Origin of the sequence: Leclercia sp. LTM14 (genome assembly GCF_023736175.1) — a bacterium.
GTDB lineage: Bacteria > Pseudomonadota > Gammaproteobacteria > Enterobacterales > Enterobacteriaceae > Enterobacter > Enterobacter barmai.
This window is the reverse complement of record NZ_JAIKTT010000003.1, coordinates 43,638-62,261: the sequence shown is the minus strand read 5'-3', so window position 1 is coordinate 62,261 and position 18,624 is coordinate 43,638. Positions and strand designations below refer to the sequence as shown.

The following is an 18,624-nucleotide window of genomic DNA, read 5'->3' as shown; positions in this document are numbered from 1 at the left end:
AAGCTTGCCGGGCCTACATGTGGCCGTAGGCCGGGTAAGCGTCGCGCCACCCGGCGAATTACCGCTTACCCTGCAAACAGTTTCTCGATTGATTTTGTCGGGTAAAAAAGGGAATTAACGTTGCTGCCTGTTAAAGCAACAAAGCCGAGCTTCAGGTAAAAATCTTTCGCCCTGTCGTTGAGCGCATCCACAAACATGCCATGAATGCCAACAGCCTGTGAGGCTAGGTGCACCACTTTCATGGCATGGGTCACCAGCGTCATTCCCCAGCCCTGGCCCTGTAAATCCTGATGGATGGCGAGACGCCCTAACGTGACGCTGGGAACATTGACGTAGGGTACTTTGCGCTGTTGGGTTTTCGAGGGCAGGCTCTCTTTCTCAAAACAACTGCCGGACAACGTATAGTAGCCCAGCACTTTTGGCACGGGATCGTCGGTGATGAGCAGGTAAGCACGCAGCAGGCGCCCGCCGTGTTGGCGCGCAAGGTGATCAAACAGAAAACGGTTCAGGGTACTTTCCCCGCAGTCGAATTCGGTTAAATCATATTGCGTCTCATGTGAAAACATCCTTATCGTCAGATTAGCCACGCCTTACTCCATGTTTTGCAGACGTTTTGCTGCGCGTTTCAGCCTGTCGTTCGGCTCTGGCGGGTTGTCGAGTGCATCCATCACTCTGTTCCACGAATTTTCATTGAGGATCAGACGGCGGTGCTGCTCAATGACTTCTGCAGCACGTTCCGAGGCACTGTTAACCATAAACTGGGTGATCGTCTGGTTAGTCATCGCCGCAGCTTCTTCGATCAGATCCTTGTCTTCATCCGTTAACCTGAGGTCGATGCGCTGTTTTTTCAGTGCTGACATTTTTACTCCACGTTTTTTCTTGTACGGATTTCTTCCGTACATTTGACTATACCGCTTAAAGAGGGATTTTTCAATTACGCATTATTTTCGGCAGCATGCCTGGCCGCACGATAAATAATACAGGTCATCTATGCTTTAAACTCAATTCATTCTTATTGCTTATGTGTTTTTAATTAGAATTGTCTTATATCAACATTTAATATTATTGCGATTGCCAGGTCTCAATATTTATGAAAAGTTAACGCTCACAACAGTCGCCGTAATATTGAGCTGTTGGCATAATGGAATGTATTAACAGGGAACGCTATAAACCATGTCAAAATTAAAAAATTACGCAGAAAGCATGTTATTCCAGTGCGTTATTTCACACTCGGGCAAGCCATGTACGCCGGATAGCCTTGCTGCACTGTCAGAAAACTATATTTCCCGCCTTGGCAGTAACGATCTGCCGGCCACTCTGCGAAAAACCCTTAAGGATATTAAATTAAATCTTATATGGCTGAGTGATAAAAATAAGAACCAGCCCTTCACCCACGAAGTCTGGGAAAATAAAACCCACACGCTTATGACTCTGCTCACCGAACTTTATACCGAGGTGGTGGCGTGGAATGCCGTTGAGCAATATCTGTCGGCCTCCGAGTTTCTCCTGTTTTCCCAGGAGCAAAAGGCTTTTCATAGCACCCTGCATAAGGTGATCAACTAGCCTGACCGTTTCGCAATTCCTGCTCTTAACATCCTCGTTTCTTGATACTTACCCTGATAACTATTATCTTCTCAGCGTGTGAAGCGAGGATCCCCCATGCGTGAAGAAGATCTGTTCTGCCGCAGGCCAATGGGCATGCGGATGGCAATGATTGTGCGTCAGTGGCGCGCGGTCATTGACGATGCCATTCTCGATACCGGGTTAACCCAGTCGAGCTGGACGGTGATGATGCAGCTAAAGCAACTGGGGGATAACGTCTCGGTGAGCGAACTGGCGGAGGTGCAGGGTATTGAACTGCCGCCGCTGATGCGCACCCTTTCACAGCTGGAAAAGCAGGGCTATCTGCTGCGCACCACATCGCCTTATGACAAGCGTATCCGGCTGCTGACCCTCACACCCGAGGGTAACGCGGTGCTGAAAACCCTGACGCAGGTTATCGAGACGTTCCAGGAGCGGGTATCGCAGAATATCGCCCCGGACCATCTCGAGATTTTCAGCGCCACACTTAATCAAATCGCCTGCAATCTGCGGACTATCCGCGAAGAAGATAACAAGACCAACTAATCATGACCCCTGAACAAAAGTTTGCCCGCTGGGTAAGGGTAAGTATTGCCTCTTTCCTGCTGATGTTTGTCTATTTCATTATCGCCGATATCTGGATCCCGCTGACGCCGGACTCCACGGTGATGCGCGTGGTCACGCCGGTGTCCGCCCGCGTCTCCGGCTATGTCGCGGCGGTACACGTGCACAACAACAGCCAGGTGAAGAAGGGCGATCTGCTGTTTGAACTCGATCCGACCCCGTTCCGTAATAAGGTGGATGCGGCGCAGATCGCGCTGGAGCAGGCCCGCCTCGCCAACCAGCAGCTTGACGCGCAAATCGTCGCGGCCCAGGCGAACCTGAAAACCGCCCAGCTCACCGCCCGCAACGACAAGGTCACCTTCGATCGCTATCAGAAACTCAGCACGTTGCAGAACGTCTCTCAGGCGGATCTGGATAAAGTCCGCACCACCTGGCAGGGCAGCGAGCAGGCCGTGGCGAATCTGGAAGCCAACATCCATCAGCTGCGCATTGAGCGCGGCGAGCGCGATGAAAAGCGTAACGTGACGCTGCAAAAATACCGCAACGCGCTGGAAGAGGCCGAGCTGAATCTGGGCTGGACGAAGATCTACGCCGAGGCGGACGGGACGGTCAGCAACGTGCAGCTGAGCCCCGGCTTCTACGCCACCTCCGGCACGGCGGCGCTGGCGCTGGTGAACAACCAGAGCGATATCGTCGCCGATTTCCGCGAAAAGAGCCTGCGCCATACCCGCCAGGGCACCGACGCGGCGGTGGTGTTTGACGCCTTCCCGGGCCACGTTTTCCGCGCCCACGTCACCAGCAGCGACGCCGGTATTCTCGCCGGGCAGGAAGCGGTGAACGGCCAGTTGTCGGAGCCGGAGACCTCCAACCGCTGGGTGCGTGACGCGCAGCGCATGCGCATTCACGTGGCGCTGGACGAGCCGCTGCCGAAGCATCTGCCGACCGGGGCGCGCGCCACCGTGCAGCTCTATAACAGCGAAGGTCCGTTTGCCCGCTTCTTCTCCGGCATGCAGATCCACCTCGTCAGCCTGCTGCATTATGTCTATTAACACTCTGGCGCGGGTTTTTACCCCGCACGGCAACATCGTCTATAGCGCCAACGACTTTCGCCAGACGCTGCGCATCGTCTTTGCCGGGATGATCGCGCTCAGCGTGTCGAGCTTCTACAACACCAGCTACGGCGTCTTTTTTGTGATCTACCCGATCATGCTCCTGTCGCTGGTGCCGGTCTTTAACCGCCACGTGGCAAAACAGTTTGTGTTTAGCTCGGCGCTGAACTGCGTCGAAATGGTGCTTATCATCGGCTATCTGGCGCAGTGGCCGGTGATTATGACCCTGGTGGTATTTGGTCTCTACGTGATGCGCTTTCGCTTTATGAGCCAGGGGCCGCTGTTCCTCTTTGGCTCGATGGGGGTGGTGTGTCAGAGCACCATGCTCAACTTTATGAGCTATCCCACCACCAACTGGCACACGCTGCTGTTCTCCAACCTTGAAGCCAGCGTGATGGCGGTATGCTTAAGCGCGCTGATGCACTATCTGCTGCCGGACGTTGAGCCCCGCACGCCGCCGCCGCGTCTGGAGAAAGACGCCGCCCGGGTGCGCCATGAATCGCTGCTCTCCGGCAGCGTGGCGACGCTGATTTTTGTGGTGTTCCAGATAAGCGATCTCAGCGATTCGCTGTCGGCGCTGATGGCGGGGATCCTGATCCTCTTCCCGATGCACTATCGCGGCGCGGTGATGAGCTCCCTGTGGCGCGTGGTCGGGGTGGTGCTCGGCTGCCTCTATATTCTGCTGGTGCAGATGGTGCTCTACGATCACAGCAGCCACATGCTGCTGATGATGCCGCTGATTGGTCTCGGGCTGGGGTTTGGCGCCCGCCTGCACGTGATGGAGAAGGTGGGGGCCGGGGTCGGTTTTGCCAGCATCACCACCATCGGGATTATGTTCGGCCAGAATATGCATCCGGACGGCGACCTGGTGTTCAGCGATCTCTACCGCATCGTTTCGGTAACGGTGGCGCTGGTGGCGACCCTGACGATGGTGTTCCTGATGCATCTTTTTCTCAACTGTTTCGCGCCGACGCGCTACGTGATTAACCCGCCTCAGGTCTCAGTGGAGAAACGTCGGGATAGTTGACAGCAGGAATAAAATCAGCCCGATGGTGCCGCCCACCAGGGTGCCGTTGACGCGGATAAACTGCAGATCCTTGCCGATGTTCAGCTCAATCTGGCGGGACATATCTTTGGCATCCCAGCCTTTGACCGTGTCGCTGATGTGGCGGGTGAGGAAGCGGGCAAAATCCGGGGCCACGCGGTGCGCGGCCTGCTCCAGATGTTCGTTCAGCGAAGCGCGCAGGTTGGTGTCCGCCACCAGGGTTTCACCGAACCACAGCCCGGCGTTGGCGAGGCGCTGCTTCACGCGGGAGTCGTCGCGCTGCATATCGGCCTTCAGCCACTGGCGCAGGTCGGCCCACATCTCGCCCAGATAGCGGTTAAAGGCCTCGTCGTTCTTCAGATAGGTTTTGATGTTCTCGGCTTTGGCCGCGGTTTCCGGATCGTTTTTCAGGTTATCGACCAGCTTAAGCACCGCGCGGTCGAAGGCCTGACGGATCTGATGGGTGCGGTCGTGGCTGACGTCATCCAGAATGGCATTCACCGCATTCGACACCAGCTCGGCGCTCTGATCCCCCAGCCATTCGGTGGGTAAAATCCTCGCCTTACGCGGGTGCTCGGTCTTCAGCCAGTGAACGATCTGCGCGGCAATTAAATCGCGGGTGCTGTCGCGCTGCAGGAGCGTGATCATGCGGTTAATCACCGCGTCCAGCAGCACCTGGTGACGGTTGTTTTTGGTCATGCTCTCCAGCATCGCGGCGCTGGTTTCGCTGAAATCGACCTTATCCAGCGCCTTATGCACCGCCCGTTTCAGCATGCGCTGGATGCGCCCGTCGTCGGTCAGTTCCAGGAACCCGCTCATCACCTGCATGATATGCAGCCCGACGCGCTGGGCGTTATCCGGCTTGCTGAACCAGTTGCCGATAAGCAGCGCCGGTTCGTGCTTACGGATAAGCGCGACCAGCGACTGGGTATCGAGAAATTTCTCCTGTACAAACTGGCCGAGATTGTCGCCAATCCGGTCCTTATTGCGCGGGATAATTGCCGTATGTTTCGAGATAAACGGGATCGGCACCCGGCGAAACAGTGCTACCACGGCAAACCAGTCCGCCAGCGCGCCGACCATCGCCGCTTCGGCAATGGCCTTCACCCCGCGCACCCAGAAGGTCTGGGGCAGGAACAGGGTTACGATAAAAGTCGCGGCGGCAATCAGCAGCAGCGACAGCGCCAGGAGCTTGGCGCGTTTGAGATCAGCGAGTTTTTCCATAGGGTTAAGGATAGAGGGAAGCGGCAAGAAGGTAAAAAAATTGCCACAGGATCCAGCCGCCAAACGCGATCAGCACCACCCCCGCCGCGCGCTCCATCTTCCAGATATGGTTGCTCAGCCGCCGCTGAATGGCAGGCAAGGCGATAACGGAAACCACCGCCAGATCCCACATCAGCACCACTGTGACCATCCAGAGACCGCTGACCGACTGCTGGAGCAGGGTAACGTTTGGGCCCAGCAGGGCGGTCATCAGCGCCAGATAAAAGAGCGCATTTTTCGGATTTAATACCGCCGATCCCAGACCAAGCAGGAACTGCCTGCGTAAGCCTGGACGCTCCGTCTGCGCATTATCCAGCGCCAGAGTACGGGCGCGGCTGTGGATCAGATGCCAGCCGATCCACAGCAGATACAGGGCTCCCAGTAGCTCAATGACGTTAAAAAGCAGGGTGAACTGGCGCAGCGCGCTCCAGCCGAGTATCACCAGCAGGATGTAGAGTCCGTTACCCAGGGCGATCCCCACGCACAGCCCGGCGCTGCCGCGCAGACGGTGGCGGGCGGCAAATCCCATCAGCAAAAAGAAGTCCGGGCCGGGGCTGAGCAGGGCGACGAAATGCGCCAGCGCAAGGGCCAGAAAAGCGGGCGGAAAGAGAGTGGTGAGCAGTTCCATAGTGACCTCATCAGCAAAACTGAGGTCAGGTTACAGAGGGGCGGGCGCTAATTATTGTCGGATATTGATCGCCCGGTGGCGTACTGGCGCGGCGTGGCGGCAGCGTAGCTGACAAAGGTTTTATGGAAGTGGCTCTGATCGGCAAAGCCGCTCTGGTAGCTGACGTCGGCGATGTCATCCCCGGCGCGCAGACGCGCTTTGGCGAACTCGACTCGGGAAATTGCCAGGAAAGTGCCGGGCGTCAGGCCGGTATCCTGCTTAAAGGTTCTGATAAGTGTCTCTTTGCGCAGTGAAAAGCGCCGGGCCAGAACATCCAGCGAGGGCGGTTCCTGCAGGCTGTGGCGTAAGGTCTGCAGCAGGGCAAGGCTTGAGGGACGAAGAGGGTCAGGCGGGGCGCTGTTTTCTGTAAGCCCCGAGAGCAGGGCCGCGATCGCCTCGGGCGACAGGGTGTCAACCACCGCCAGATACTGGCGGAACAGCGCCTCGCTGCGGATCACCTGCATGGCGGGCTCAATATCGGTATCGAGATAAAGCATGTGGTAGCTGCGGGGTTGACCCTCAACGGGGTTACAGCTGTGCGCCATATGCGCCGGAATGACAATCAGATCGCCCGGGTAGAGGATGAACGGCTCGCCGTTGCAGGAGCAGCAGGTTTGCCCCTCGAGGATCGCGCCAATGGAAAGCTGCGCATGGCTGTGACGCTTATAGGCCTGGGTGCTCTGCCAGGTACTGCGCAACTCCACGCCGGGCTGGCGGATAAAGGTCTGATTGACGTGACGGGTATGGGTCATGGCGGCTACCGGTTGGAGGGGTATGGGGGTTATAGCATGCTGTGCGATCAAAACAAGAATTAACCTCGGTGGAATTTTCCCCCCGGTGGCGCTGCGCTTACCGGGGCTACAAAGTGTGTGCCGGTTTGCTTTTGTGTTTCTGGATGACCCCGTTTTATACCCAACTATTTTAATTACCCGAAATAGTAAAAATACATATGGCTAATTTTGGTGATATAAATAATTTATTTATAGATGGCATGAATGTTATTTTTAGCTCGCAAATAATTATTTGTTTAAGGCGAATGAAGTGATATAAAGTTTAAGGCTTATAAAAAGGAGGTAGATATCATGGTAGATACTGCTATTTTCATTGGAGATATAGCTACAGATGATGTGAAAAAAATCGCTAACCGAATAGTTGATATTCTTGTATCACCGGGTGTAATTCCTGGCTTAATAAATGGAGCGCTTACTGTTCCTCTTGACCTTGGATACCTTGCCATAGGCTATTTTGACACAGACTCTCGCTTTAAGCATCAAACTGAACGAATCCGCATGGCGGAGGCAATTCATAACGATATTTTAAATTATGACCACGTTACAAACGCAGTTGAGATGATCTTTGAAAAATTTAATAAATATCTCACTATAAGCCAGCAAAATAGTGTTTATCGTGGCGTTGTTTCATCCGTTGCAGGTCGCTTAGTCACCGCGAAAATTATCTCTTCTATAGGAGCAGCCGTTCTGACACGTGTCTCGTTTATTGGCGCTGCGTCCGCTAACAGCTGGATCGGTAAGGTCACCATGCTGTTGCTTATAGGGGGGATGGCGGAGCGTTCCATAAGTGTGTCAGAAGAGCTTGCTATCAAAGTGCCTGAAATTTATCAATTACTTCGTCCACATGATTACGATCTGTCTTATTTTCTTTTTGAGCCTGCTGTAAAACCATTTGTTGAAGCAATCCATATAGCTCATCAACTGGGGCAGCCTTACTTCAATAAAATAATTGAGATCGTTGAGAGCCAATTAAATGTCAATTAACAACCGCTCTTCGGGGTTTAAAACAATTTCACGCACGCTTGTATCAAGCGTTGTCTTTATCTGGAATTTCGTCGAGTCAGCATTATTTATAGGTGGCTTAATAATGTGCATCATGCTACCTGTCGCGTGGCCTATGAAGTTTGTTTATGCTGCTGTATGGTTGGTCTTATTCTACATATGTTCGAAAGTAGTTGGTATGTTAGAAAATTATCGTAACAGGAAAAATTGAAAAGAGGGAAATGATATGTCAAATCCAGCTTATTTATGGTTAACGGATGAAAATGGCTCTCCTGTAGTTGGAGGGTGTTGCGTCCTGGGGCGTGTAGGATCTATCGAGATAAAGTCGTTGTCACATCACATGACTATTCCAACAGATTCGAGTACGGGGAAGTTAACCGGTACGCGTATCCATACGCCAATTTTGTTTCAAAAAGAGTTTGACCGGGTAACCCCTCTTTTATATCGCGCTATTAGTCGTGGATATACCCTCAAATCAGCAGAAATAAAAATGTATCAAATAGTAGATGCAGGCAGGGAGGTTGAATATTTCAATATCTTTATGGAAAACGTAAAAATCACGGGTATTACACCCAGCCTTCATCCGGGTTCCGGTACTGGAACACATTTAGAAAACATTGAGCTTCGCTACGAGTCTATTCAGTGGAAGTATGTTGATGGAAACATTGCCTTTAAGGACAGCTGGAACGAACGCTGTGTGGCATGAGTGCCCTGTACTTAACAAAAACATGCCACCTCCGGGTGGCCCCCCTCTTTTATACCCAACTTTACCTTCATACCCAGCTATTTTGACTACCCTTAATACCCCAAGCGGTAAAAAAGGAGGCAACAATGGCCTATCAGACAGTGAATCCTGCCAACAACAAACTCATCAAAGAATATCCTTCTCATACTGATGCTGACGTCGAAGCGGCGCTGAAAACGGCTGATGCGCTCTACCATTCCGACTGGTCAAAAGGCAGTATCGACAAGCGCCTGGCGGTGCTGCACAAGCTGGCGAATCTGATTGATTCCCGCAGCGAAGAGCTGGCAAAAATCGCCAGCGTGGAGATGGGGAAACTCATTGCCCAGAGCCGCGGCGAGGTAAAACTCTGCGCGCAGATCGCTCGTTATTATGCGGATAACGCGAAGCAGCATCTCGCCCCGGTGAAATACCCGTCGGAGCTCGGCGAGGCGTGGGTTGAGCATCACCCCATCGGCGTGGTGATGGCCGTGGAGCCGTGGAACTTCCCCTATTACCAGCTGATGCGCGTGCTGGCCCCGAACCTCGCGGCAGGTAACCCGGTGATCGCCAAACATGCCAGCATCGTGCCGCACTGTGCCGAAACCTTCGCCCACCTTGTGCGTGAAGCCGGTGCCCCGGACGGAGCCTGGACCAACCTGTTTATCTCTTCAGATCAGGTAGCGAAGATCATCGCGGACGATCGCGTGCAGGGTGCTGCGCTCACCGGGTCTGAAAAGGCCGGTAGCGTGGTGGCGGCTCAGGCAGCGAAGCACATCAAAAAATCGACCCTCGAACTGGGCGGTAACGACGTCTTCGTAGTGCTCGACGATGCCGACCTGGAGAAGGCGGTGAAGATTGGCGTCAACGCGCGCCTTGCCAACGCCGGGCAGGTCTGTACCGCGGCTAAGCGCTTTATTCTGCACGAGAAAATCGCGGAGCAGTTCCTGACTAAATACACCGAAGCCTTTAAGCAGGTGAAGATCGGCGATCCGCTGGATGAGAGCACCACGCTTGGCCCGCTCTCCTCAAAAGACGCGCTGGAAACCCTGACCAGACAGGTACAAGAGGCGGTGAAAAATGGCGCGACGCTGCACTACGGCGGCAAGCCGGTGCAGGGTGAGGGCAGCTTCTTTGAACCGACCATCCTGACCAACATCACTCGCGATAACCCGGCGTACTTCGAGGAGTTCTTCGGGCCGGTGGCGCAGATCTACGTGGTGAAAGACGACGAGGAGGCGGTCAAACTCGCCAACGACTCGCACTACGGTCTGGGCGGCGCGATCTTCAGCAAAGACACCGATCGCGCTAAAAAGATGGCCTCGAAAATCGAGACCGGGATGGTGTGGATCAACTGGCTCACCGATACCGCCGCAGAGCTGCCGTTTGGCGGCGTGAAGCGTTCCGGTTACGGGCGTGAGCTGTCGGATCTGGGGATCAAAGAGTTTGTGAACCAGAAGCTGGTGGTGATTCGCCGATAGGCATTTATCCGACCCTCTCCCCACAGGGGAGAGGAAATAAACCCTCGCCTTAAAGTGATTCGCATAAATGTGACATAAGATTATATCTGTGTCATTAATTAGCTAGCGCCCTCACAATTCACAGAGAAACAATCCCCTGTTTCTGGATAAGCATTGCCCTGTTGCTAGTATGAAACCGCTAATCATACACCTGCAAGAGGATACAATGATAAACAGAAGCCGTATGATCGTGAACTGTATTGTGGCATCCCTGGCCTGCACATGGACCCTGACAGCGCGAGCTGAAACCCCCTCAACCGAAGTCAAAATCGTGCGCGATGAGTACGGCATGCCGCATATCTACGCAGATGATACCTACCGTCTGTTCTATGGTTACGGCTATGTCGTCGCCCAGGATCGCCTGTTCCAGATGGAGATGGCGCGACGCAGCACCCAGGGACAGGTAGCGGAAGTGCTGGGCAAGACCTTTGTTAAATTCGACAAGGACATTCGCCAGAACTTCTGGCCGGAGACGATCCGCGCGCAGATTGATGCCCTGGACGCCGATGACAAAGCCATTCTGCAGGGCTATGCCGACGGGATGAACGCCTGGATAGACCAGGTCAACCGCGATCCCGGCAAGCTGCTGCCAAAGCAGTTCACCACCTTCGGCTTTGCGCCAAAACGCTGGGAAGCCTTCGACGTGGCGATGGTGTTTGTTGGCACCATGGCGAACCGTTTTTCGGATGCCAACAGCGAAATCGACAATCTGGCTCTGCTCACCGCGCTAAAAGATAAATACGGCGTGAAAGGGATGGCGGTCTTTAACCAGCTGAAATGGCTGGTGAACCCGGCGGCGCCCACCACCATCGCCCCGCAGGAGAGTCAGTATCCGGTTAAATTCGATCTGACCACCACCCAGACCGCCGCGCTGCTGCCGCGCTACGACATAACGCCGCCGATGCTGGACCGGCCAGCGAAAGGGGATGATGGCGGGCTGCTGGCGCTGACCTCGGCGCAAAACCGCGAGACTATCATGGCGCAGTTCGTTCACGGCGGCGCTAACGGTCTGGCGGGGTATCCCACCACCAGCAACATGTGGGTGCTGGGCAAAAGCAAATCACAGGACGCCAAAGCGATCATGGTCAATGGCCCGCAGTTTGGCTGGTATGCGCCAGCCTACACCTACGGCATCGGCTTACACGGCGCGGGCTATGATGTGACGGGGAATACGCCGTTCGCCTATCCGGGGCTGGTGTTTGGCCATAACGGCACCATCTCCTGGGGATCGACCGCCGGGTTCGGCGATGATGTCGACATCTTTGCGGAACAACTCTCTGCCGATAAACCCGGCTACTACCTGCATAACGGCGAGTGGGTGAAGATGCTCAGCCGGGAAGAGACGATCAAGGTCAAAGACGGGCAGCCGGAGACCTTTACCGTCTACCGCACCCTTCACGGCAACGTGATCAAGACCGACACCGCCACCCAGACGGCCTATGCCAAAGCCCGCGCCTGGGAGGGTAAAGAGGTGGCGTCTCTGCTGGCCTGGACCCATCAGATGAAGGCCAAAAACTGGCAGGAGTGGACGCAGCAGGCGGCGAAGCAGGCGCTGACCATCAACTGGTACTACGCGGATATCGACGGCAATATCGGCTATGTCCATGGCGGGGCCTATCCGAAGCGCCAGCCGGGGCACGATCCGCGTCTGCCGGTGCCGGGTACCGGCAAGTGGGACTGGCAGGGACTGCTGTCGTTCGATCTCAATCCAAAGGTCTATAACCCGAAATCGGGCTATATCGCCAACTGGAACAACTCTCCCCAGCAGGGGTATCCGGCCTCGGATCTTTTTGCCTTCCTGTGGGGCAGTGCGGATCGCGTGACTGAGATCAGCCAGCTTATCGATAAACAACCCACCTTCACTTACGAACAGGCCTGGGATCTGATTAAGCAAACCAGCCGTCAGGATCTGACCCGTCGGCTGTTTTTACCGTCCCTGCAAAATGCCACTGCGCAACTGCCGGGAGAGGATCCGCGTCAGCAGATGGTGAAATTGCTCAGCGACTGGGACGGGGTGAACCTGCTCAATGACGACGGCAAAACCCTGCAACAGCCGGGCTCGGCGATCCTCAATGCCTGGCTGACCAGCATGCTGAAGCAGACCGTCGCGGCGGCGGTACCGCAGCCGTTCGACAAGTGGTACAGCGCCAGCGGGTATGAAACCACCCAGGACGGGCCGACCGGTTCGCTGAACATCAGCGTGGGGGCGAAGCTGCTGTACGAGGCATTGCAGGGGGACAAGTCCGCGATCCCGCAGACGGTGGATCTGTTTAACGGCAAGCCGCAGCAGGAGGTGATTTTAGCCGCCCTGCAAGAGGCCTGGCAGACGCTGTCGAAGCAGTACGGCAACGACATCGCTCAGTGGAAAACCCCGGCGATGGCGCTGACCTTCCGCGCGAACAACTTCTTTGGCGTGCCCCAGGCGGCCCCGGAAGAGGCCGTGCATCAGGCGGAGTATCAGAACCGCGGTACGGAGAACGACATGATTGTCTTCTCGCCGACCTCGCAAAAAGCGCCGGTGCTGGCGTGGGATGTGATGGCCCCCGGGCAGAGCGGTTTTATCGCTCCGGACGGTACGCCGGATAAGCACTATCGCGATCAGCTTAAGATGTATGAAACCTTCGGGCGTAAACCGCTGTGGTTAACCCCGCAGGAGGTGGCGGCGCATCAGGAGTCGCAGGAAGTGATGCAGGTGCAACGGTAAGAGTGAGTGCAGTTTTGCCCGGCGGCGCTGCGCTTGCACGGGCCTACGTGATCCGCAGGCCTGATAAGCGCAGCGCCATCAGGTGCTTTAGAAGCTTACGCCGCCGCCAACGTAGGCGCCGTCAATCAGGGTGTGGTTCGGGCGGCCGTCTTTGCCATCAACGCTCACGTGGCGGTAACCCACTTTCAGCGTGACGGGTTTGACCGGGGTCCAGCTCACGCCGCCGTTGGCTTCAACGTAGTTTTTCACGCTGTTGTTCAGCCCTTCCGGGGCGACATAACCTTCACCGAACACGTTAATGCTGTCGGTCAGAGCAACGTTTACGCCGCCGCCGACAGGGAACGCCACGCCGTTATCGCCTTTTTTCGGCCCGATGTAGATGGCTTTTGCCCCGGCATTCAGCATTACCGGGCCCACTTCAACGTTGTAGCCCGCGCCAACGCCGCCGGTCTGGGTGCCGTCGTCAGTGTTTTTCAGCCAGTTGCTTTCGGCATACAGACCTGAGGAAGATTTACCCATCTCAAGGTTCAGGTTGGTGAAGTTTTTGCCCTGCTCAATGCTGCCGCCCATCGCCATCGCGGAGCCAGAGATCGCGGTCAGTGCAGAAAGAATGAAGATATTAAGCTTTTTCATGTTTTATGCCTCGTCATCTAATTTGTCTGCGAACACCCTAACAGGCGAGGTTTACGGCTGCAAATGTGACTGTGAGCGAGGTTTTATGCTGATTTTGTTTGGAAATTGTGCTGATGATGTGTTTGAAAGGTTTCGATACCGCCGCGTCAATCGTTAAGTTTTTCACGTTGAGAGGCGGTTTAGATTATTGGCTAAATAGAAGCTGAACGGCGGGGAAAAACTGGTTAGCCATGAATTAATTGGAGTTCTTATAATTTCCAATAATGTTTCTGATGTAACAGATAAATACGTGGATTTACATTTTGAGCGGTAACTTTACTGCCTTTCGCCCGACTGCCCCCGGTGGCGCTGCGCTTACCGGAGCTACATGACCGTAGGCCTGATAAGCGCAGCGCCATCAGGCGTTTTCCCCTCACCCTAGCCCTCTCCCCATAGGGGAGAGGGGAAAGTCTGTGCGGCTATTTACGCAACGCCGCGAACCCGGCGTGGATCTCATCTTCCGGCAATTCTAAACCGATAAACACCATCACGCTGTGCGGCTGCTCGTCGCCCCACGGGCGGTCCCAGTCGGCGCTGTACAGGCGCTGCACGCCCTGGAACAGCAGGCGGTTCGGTTCACCGTCGATCCACAGCATCCCTTTGTAGCGCAGGAGTTTGTCGGCAAACGACAGCAGCAGGTTCTCCATTACCCGTGAGACCTCGCTGATATCCACCGGGTAATCCAGCTCGACGACAATCGAGGAGACGTCGTTCTGCTTGTCGGCCATAAAGTGGAAACGCGGTCTGGTGGTGACGTTCTCTTCCAGCATAAAGCCGTTGGTGTTGAACAGCTGTGCCAGGTCGATATCGCCAAAGGTAACGGTATAGATTGGCGCGCGCGAGTTGATGCGGGTCAGACGTTCGCGGAGTTTATCGCTCTCGCCCGCCACGTCGGTTTTGGTCAGCAGGATGCGGTCGGCGTAGCCCACCTGCGACTGGGCGATGGTGAACTGGTTCATCTGGTCGTCGGCGTGCACCGCGTCGACCAGGGCGATCACGCCGTCCAGCAGGTAGCGCTGACAGAGGATTTCGTGGGAGAAAAAGGTCTGGATAATCGGGCCAGGGTCGGCCATGCCGGTGCACTCAATCACCAGGCGGTCGAAATCGATCTCACCGCGATCGCGGCTGTCGAGCAGGTCGAGCAGGGCATCTTCAAGTTCGTTTGAGCGGGTGCAGCAGATGCAGCCGTTGGTCAGGGTTTTGATCTGGGTGGCGCGATCGCCAATCAGCTGGTCGTCCACCGAGACTTCACCGAACTCGTTCTCGATAACCGCGATTTTGAAGCCGTGCTGTTCGTTGAGGATGTGGCGCAGCAGGGTGGTTTTGCCCGCGCCGAGAAAGCCGGTGAGTAGGGTAACTGCAATCGGTGTCATGGTTTCTCCTTTAGCAGCAGCGTACGCCGCCTTCTCCACCTCCGCCGTAGCGCGCTTCCTGACGCTCGCGGAAGAATTCGTTGTAGGTCATGTACGGCTTATCCGGATGGTTGGTCTTCATATGCTCAACGTAGTTGTCATAGTCCGGAATGCCAATCAGCATTTTTGCCGCCTGACCGAGGTATTTTTTTGCTTCGCCTAAGTTACCAAACATAACCCATCCTGATAAGAAAAAGCCCGGCGAGGGGAATCGCCGGGCGTTGTTTCCCCTCACCCCGGCCCTCTCCCCAAAGGGGAGAGGGGGAAGAGAGAGGATTAATGGTGTGAAGAGGTCTTCACGCCGCCTTCAGGAACCGGGACGTACGGGGTCTCTTTATCGGTACGGCCGTCGGCGTTACGCACTTTCATCCAGGTTTTGATGCCGTAGAAGATGATGCTGTAGACCACCACCAGGAACAGAATGCTCAGACCCGCGTTGGTGTAGTTGTTCACCACGATATGGTTCATGTTGGCAACCTGCTGGGCCGTCAGCTCACCGCCGCCTGCGGCAATCTTCTCTTTGTACTGGTTAGCCATGAAGAAGAAGCCTTCCAGCTGCGGGTTGGTGCTGAACAGTTTCAGACCCAGCGCCCAGGTGGTGCAGAGCAGCAGCCAGAGGGCTGGAACCACGGTCACCCAGATGTATTTGGTGCGCTTCATCTTCACCAGCACCACGGTGCCGAGCACCAGGGCTACCGCCGCCAGCATCTGGTTAGAGATACCGAACAGTGGCCACAGGCTCTTCACGCCGCCCAGCGGGTCGACAACGCCCTGATAAAGCAGATAACCCCACAGGCCAACGCAGCCCGCGGTGCCCAGGATACCCGCCACCAGCGAGTCGGTTTTCTTCAGGAACGGCACGAAGTTACCCAGCAGATCCTGCAGCATAAAGCGGCCTGCACGGGTACCGGCGTCCAGTGCGGTAAGGATGAACAGCGCTTCGAACAGAATACCGAAGTGGTACCAGAAGCCCATGTCCGCCCATGGCAGCACTTTGTGGAACACGTGAGCGATACCGACCGCCAGGGTTGGTGCGCCACCGGCACGGTTCAGAACCGACGGTTCACCGATGTCTTTCGCGGTCTGCATGATCTGCTCAGGGGAGATCACAAAGCCCCAGGAGCTGACGGTTGCCGCCGCGTGGGCACTCGCATCTTTCAGCTGCGCCATGATCAGCGCCGCGTTGTCACCGCCCATCTCATGCAGGTTCGGCATGGTGATGCCCAGGCCTGCTGGTGGGGTGTTCATCGCGAAGTAGAGACCCGGCTCGATGATGGACGCTGCCACCAGCGCCATGATGGCCACGAAGGACTCCATCAGCATTGCGCCGTAACCGATCAGACGGGCGTCGTTTTCATTCGCCAGCAGTTTTGGCGTGGTGCCGGAGGCGATCAGGGCGTGGAAGCCAGAGACCGCACCGCAGGCGATGGTGATAAACAGGAACGGGAACAGCGCGCCTTTCCACAGTGGACCGGTACCGTCAACGTACTGGGTCACCGCAGGCATTTTCAGCTCAGGGTTGATGATCACGATGCCGATCGCCAGACCAACGATCACGCCGATTTTCAGGAAGGTCGCCAGGTAGTCGCGCGGCGCCAGGATCAGCCATACCGGCAGCAGGGCAGAGACAAAGGCATACCCGACCAGCACGAAGGTGATGGTGGTGTCTTTAAAGGTCAGCGCCGGGCCCCAGTACGGGTCGTGGGCAATCACGCCGCCGAAGTAAATCGACGCCACCAGCAGCACAATCCCGATCACCGACACTTCACCCACGCGGCCTGGACGCAGGAATCGCATGTAGATCCCCATGAACAGCGCAATCGGCACGGTTGAGCAGACGGTGAACACACCCCACGGGCTTTCCGCCAGCGCTTTCACCACGATCAGCGCCAGCACCGCAAGGATGATGATCATGATCAGGAAGCAGCCGAACAGGGCGATGGTGCCCGGCACGCGGCCCATCTCTTCTTTGATCATCTCACCCAGAGACGCGCCGTTACGGCGGGAAGAGATAAACAGCACCATAAAGTCCTGCACCGCACCCGCCAGCACCACGCCCGCGAGCAGCCACAGGGTACCCGGCAGGTAGCCCATCTGCGCCGCCAGAACCGGGCCGACCAGCGGACCCGCGCCTGCGATGGCCGCAAAGTGGTGACCAAAGAGCACGTAGCGGTTGGTTGGCACGTAGTTCAGGCCGTCATTGTTGATGACCGCCGGGGTGGCGCGGGTCGGGTCGAGTTTCATGACCTTCTGCGCGATGTAGAGACTGTAGTAGCGGTACGCCACCAGATAGACCGACACGGAGGCCACGACGATCCACAGGGCGCTGATATGCTCGCCGCGGCGCAGGGCGACGACGGCCAGACAACAGGCACCGAGGATCCCGAGCAGCAGCCAGGGAACGTGCTTAAGTAGTTTTTTGATATCCATAATAAGACCTGGTTTTTTAGATGAAAAAAGCGTCAGGGTTCGCTGTGAGAGATATTGGTTAATGCTGCGGCGATCTTGCCAGAGCCTCGCGCGTGTAAAGGAAGGTAAATCTGTGAGTGGTTATATGGCGGGATGAACGGTCAACTGCGAGGGCGAGTGGTTCAGGCTCGCCGTCGGCAGGGGGAATAGTGTGAAGCGGATCACGATGTCAGGGGGAGCACTCCACCTCAGCCAGATAGGTTTCGAGGGTGGCAACGAACTTCTGCCTCAGCCAGGCCGGTTCCAGCACCTGAATGTTTGGCAGCCAGTAGAAGAGCAGGGGCAGGATCTGGTTTTCATGGGCCGCGTGGCAGCGCAGGGTAATGCCGTGTTTGTCTTCCGCCAGAACCTCCTGGCCGGGCAGCAGATCGCGGCGTTTAAAATAGTGCGCAATGGCCGCGGGAATAAGCACATCCACTTCGAATGTCTCTTCGCTGACCCACGGGTCGGGATTCTTTTCCAGCAATTCGAGGGTGTCGTTATCCGGGGTGAAGGTTTCGCTGCGAATATCCAGCCACTGGATCAGGCTTAAAGAAAACGATTTCAATCTGCCGTTTTCGGTGGCTTGTAAATACCATATATTCTTTTTGTTAATTACTTTATAAGGATTAAGCTGTCGGGTCTTTCCTTTATACAGGATCTGGCAAACCTGCTGGCTCTTAATCGCCTTTTCGAAGGCCGCCAGCTGGGCGTGAATATCCCATTTCTCTTTTCGCTCGGCATCGCCACCGAGGATCATAATATGGTTTTCTTCCGCTCTTGCCTCCAGTTTCTCCCAGAAATCGCCCCCCTTTTCAGGGAAATAGTCATCCACATTCAGGAAGTTAGCAATGACGTGATGCAGCCCCTGACCGGCATGGCCCTGCGGGGCATGAATAAGCCGGTACTGCCCGTCTCCGGTGTACTCCACAATCGGCGAAAGTGCATTCAGATCGCGATAGACGGTGCGCTCAGTAATATTAAATTTATGCATCAATGCCTGGCGGTTAACCACGCCGTGTAAATGAAGCTCCAGCAGAATATCTACCAACCTTTCAGCCGAGCGACTCCTGGTCGGAATTGTCATATAAGCTTTCCCGTGAACTAAAACATTGCTGTGAATTA

Annotated in this window: 18 protein-coding genes; 8 read left to right on the top strand and 10 right to left on the bottom strand. The window is 55.6% G+C overall.

The genetic code is table 11. From position 1 onward, the window contains the following. Positions 1 to 65: 65 nt before the first annotated feature. Positions 66 to 587 (bottom strand): GNAT family N-acetyltransferase, encoded by a 522-nt coding sequence (locus tag K5I40_RS09195; protein WP_039030537.1) that lies wholly within the window; start codon positions 585 to 587, stop codon positions 66 to 68. A 3-nt stretch (positions 588 to 590) separates the two neighbouring features. Next, a complete protein-coding gene (locus K5I40_RS09190; RefSeq protein ID WP_039030536.1) occupies positions 591 to 860 on the bottom strand; it encodes a DUF1778 domain-containing protein in 270 nt (89 codons plus the stop codon). A 313-nt stretch (positions 861 to 1,173) separates the two neighbouring features. Between K5I40_RS09190 and K5I40_RS09185 the strand changes: the two genes are divergently transcribed. The 4 genes from K5I40_RS09185 to K5I40_RS09170 all read left to right on the top strand — a co-directional run bounded on the left by K5I40_RS09185 (position 1,174) and on the right by K5I40_RS09170 (position 4,281). Further along, positions 1,174 to 1,563, top strand: coding sequence for a hypothetical protein (locus K5I40_RS09185; RefSeq protein WP_223074391.1), 390 nt, complete (start codon positions 1,174 to 1,176; stop codon positions 1,561 to 1,563). A 96-nt stretch (positions 1,564 to 1,659) separates the two neighbouring features. After that, positions 1,660 to 2,127: a MarR family winged helix-turn-helix transcriptional regulator gene (locus tag K5I40_RS09180; protein ID WP_039030534.1), complete on the top strand. Its 468-nt coding sequence runs from the start codon at positions 1,660 to 1,662 to the stop codon at positions 2,125 to 2,127. Then, positions 2,127 to 3,194 (top strand): HlyD family secretion protein, encoded by a 1,068-nt coding sequence (locus tag K5I40_RS09175; protein ID WP_156126892.1) that lies wholly within the window; start codon positions 2,127 to 2,129, stop codon positions 3,192 to 3,194. Before K5I40_RS09180 ends, K5I40_RS09175 begins: the two co-directional genes overlap by 1 nt. Then, a complete protein-coding gene (locus K5I40_RS09170; protein ID WP_223074390.1) occupies positions 3,184 to 4,281 on the top strand; it encodes a DUF2955 domain-containing protein in 1,098 nt (365 codons plus the stop codon). The genes K5I40_RS09175 and K5I40_RS09170 overlap by 11 nt, the downstream gene beginning before the upstream one ends. On the opposite strand, the gene K5I40_RS09165 is transcribed toward K5I40_RS09170, so the two are convergent. From K5I40_RS09165 to K5I40_RS09155, 3 genes are read right to left on the bottom strand one after another with little or no spacing between them, the layout of a single operon-like run. Beyond that, entirely contained in the window at positions 4,255 to 5,523 is a 1,269-nt protein-coding gene (locus K5I40_RS09165) for a DUF445 domain-containing protein (RefSeq protein WP_223074389.1), read from the bottom strand. The two genes, K5I40_RS09170 and K5I40_RS09165, sit on opposite strands and share 27 nt — an antisense overlap. A 4-nt stretch (positions 5,524 to 5,527) precedes the next feature. Next, positions 5,528 to 6,190 (bottom strand): LysE family translocator, encoded by a 663-nt coding sequence (locus K5I40_RS09160; protein WP_223074388.1) that lies wholly within the window; start codon positions 6,188 to 6,190, stop codon positions 5,528 to 5,530. 47 nt (positions 6,191 to 6,237) lie between these two features. Further along, positions 6,238 to 6,981: an AraC family transcriptional regulator gene (locus K5I40_RS09155; protein ID WP_223074387.1), complete on the bottom strand. Its 744-nt coding sequence runs from the start codon at positions 6,979 to 6,981 to the stop codon at positions 6,238 to 6,240. Positions 6,982 to 7,311: 330 nt separating this feature from the next. Here K5I40_RS09155 and K5I40_RS09150 point away from each other — a divergent pair, with 330 nt between their 5' ends. The 4 genes from K5I40_RS09150 (at position 7,312) to K5I40_RS09135 (ending at position 12,967) form a co-directional block, all read left to right on the top strand. Continuing rightward, positions 7,312 to 8,004, top strand: a complete 693-nt coding sequence (locus tag K5I40_RS09150; protein WP_223074386.1) for a hypothetical protein — start codon at positions 7,312 to 7,314, stop codon at positions 8,002 to 8,004. Positions 8,005 to 8,248: 244 nt separating this feature from the next. Beyond that, complete coding sequence (locus K5I40_RS09145; RefSeq protein WP_139564197.1) at positions 8,249 to 8,728, top strand: type VI secretion system tube protein TssD; 480 nt, start codon at positions 8,249 to 8,251, stop codon at positions 8,726 to 8,728. Positions 8,729 to 8,853: 125 nt separating this feature from the next. After that, on the top strand, positions 8,854 to 10,224 hold the full coding sequence (locus K5I40_RS09140) for an NAD-dependent succinate-semialdehyde dehydrogenase (RefSeq protein WP_223074385.1): 1,371 nt from the start codon (positions 8,854 to 8,856) through the stop codon (positions 10,222 to 10,224). Positions 10,225 to 10,429: 205 nt separating this feature from the next. Then, positions 10,430 to 12,967: a penicillin G acylase gene (locus tag K5I40_RS09135; RefSeq protein WP_223074384.1), complete on the top strand. Its 2,538-nt coding sequence runs from the start codon at positions 10,430 to 10,432 to the stop codon at positions 12,965 to 12,967. Positions 12,968 to 13,054: 87 nt separating this feature from the next. Here the strand turns inward: K5I40_RS09135 and K5I40_RS09130 are convergent, their stop codons facing one another. From K5I40_RS09130 to K5I40_RS09110, 5 genes are all read right to left on the bottom strand, one after another. Beyond that, a complete protein-coding gene (locus tag K5I40_RS09130) occupies positions 13,055 to 13,600 on the bottom strand; it encodes a YfaZ family outer membrane protein (protein WP_223074383.1) in 546 nt (181 codons plus the stop codon). Between the two features lie 458 nt (positions 13,601 to 14,058). Next, positions 14,059 to 15,012 carry a GTPase gene (yjiA, locus tag K5I40_RS09125; RefSeq protein ID WP_223074382.1) on the bottom strand — a complete coding sequence of 318 codons (954 nt, stop codon included), beginning with the start codon at positions 15,010 to 15,012 and terminating at the stop codon, positions 14,059 to 14,061. Between the two features lie 10 nt (positions 15,013 to 15,022). Beyond that, on the bottom strand, positions 15,023 to 15,226 hold the full coding sequence (locus tag K5I40_RS09120) for a YbdD/YjiX family protein (protein WP_032616354.1): 204 nt from the start codon (positions 15,224 to 15,226) through the stop codon (positions 15,023 to 15,025). A 101-nt stretch (positions 15,227 to 15,327) separates the two neighbouring features. Next, entirely contained in the window at positions 15,328 to 17,481 is a 2,154-nt protein-coding gene (locus K5I40_RS09115) for a carbon starvation CstA family protein (RefSeq protein ID WP_138370339.1), read from the bottom strand. A 208-nt stretch (positions 17,482 to 17,689) separates the two neighbouring features. Continuing rightward, positions 17,690 to 18,586 carry a YafY family protein gene (locus K5I40_RS09110; RefSeq protein ID WP_223074381.1) on the bottom strand — a complete coding sequence of 299 codons (897 nt, stop codon included), beginning with the start codon at positions 18,584 to 18,586 and terminating at the stop codon, positions 17,690 to 17,692. Positions 18,587 to 18,624: the final 38 nt, after the last annotated feature.

Excerpts from the sequence above, each read along its gene's own strand:
- K5I40_RS09190 (WP_039030536.1), bottom strand. The coding sequence starts at position 860 with ATGTCAGCACTGAAAAAACAGCGCATCGACCTCAGGTTAACGGATGAA.
- K5I40_RS09185 (WP_223074391.1), top strand. The coding sequence starts at position 1,174 with ATGTCAAAATTAAAAAATTACGCAGAAAGCATGTTATTCCAGTGCGTT.
- K5I40_RS09180 (WP_039030534.1), top strand. The coding sequence starts at position 1,660 with ATGCGTGAAGAAGATCTGTTCTGCCGCAGGCCAATGGGCATGCGGATG.
- K5I40_RS09170 (WP_223074390.1), top strand. The coding sequence starts at position 3,184 with ATGTCTATTAACACTCTGGCGCGGGTTTTTACCCCGCACGGCAACATC.
- K5I40_RS09165 (WP_223074389.1), bottom strand. The coding sequence starts at position 5,523 with ATGGAAAAACTCGCTGATCTCAAACGCGCCAAGCTCCTGGCGCTGTCG.
- K5I40_RS09160 (WP_223074388.1), bottom strand. The coding sequence starts at position 6,190 with ATGGAACTGCTCACCACTCTCTTTCCGCCCGCTTTTCTGGCCCTTGCG.
- K5I40_RS09155 (WP_223074387.1), bottom strand. The coding sequence starts at position 6,981 with ATGACCCATACCCGTCACGTCAATCAGACCTTTATCCGCCAGCCCGGC.
- K5I40_RS09150 (WP_223074386.1), top strand. The coding sequence starts at position 7,312 with ATGGTAGATACTGCTATTTTCATTGGAGATATAGCTACAGATGATGTG.
- K5I40_RS09145 (WP_139564197.1), top strand. The coding sequence starts at position 8,249 with ATGTCAAATCCAGCTTATTTATGGTTAACGGATGAAAATGGCTCTCCT.
- K5I40_RS09140 (WP_223074385.1), top strand. The coding sequence starts at position 8,854 with ATGGCCTATCAGACAGTGAATCCTGCCAACAACAAACTCATCAAAGAA.
- K5I40_RS09135 (WP_223074384.1), top strand. The coding sequence starts at position 10,430 with ATGATAAACAGAAGCCGTATGATCGTGAACTGTATTGTGGCATCCCTG.
- K5I40_RS09130 (WP_223074383.1), bottom strand. The coding sequence starts at position 13,600 with ATGAAAAAGCTTAATATCTTCATTCTTTCTGCACTGACCGCGATCTCT.
- yjiA (WP_223074382.1), bottom strand. The coding sequence starts at position 15,012 with ATGACACCGATTGCAGTTACCCTACTCACCGGCTTTCTCGGCGCGGGC.
- K5I40_RS09120 (WP_032616354.1), bottom strand. The coding sequence starts at position 15,226 with ATGTTTGGTAACTTAGGCGAAGCAAAAAAATACCTCGGTCAGGCGGCA.
- K5I40_RS09115 (WP_138370339.1), bottom strand. The coding sequence starts at position 17,481 with ATGGATATCAAAAAACTACTTAAGCACGTTCCCTGGCTGCTGCTCGGG.
- K5I40_RS09110 (WP_223074381.1), bottom strand. The coding sequence starts at position 18,586 with ATGACAATTCCGACCAGGAGTCGCTCGGCTGAAAGGTTGGTAGATATT.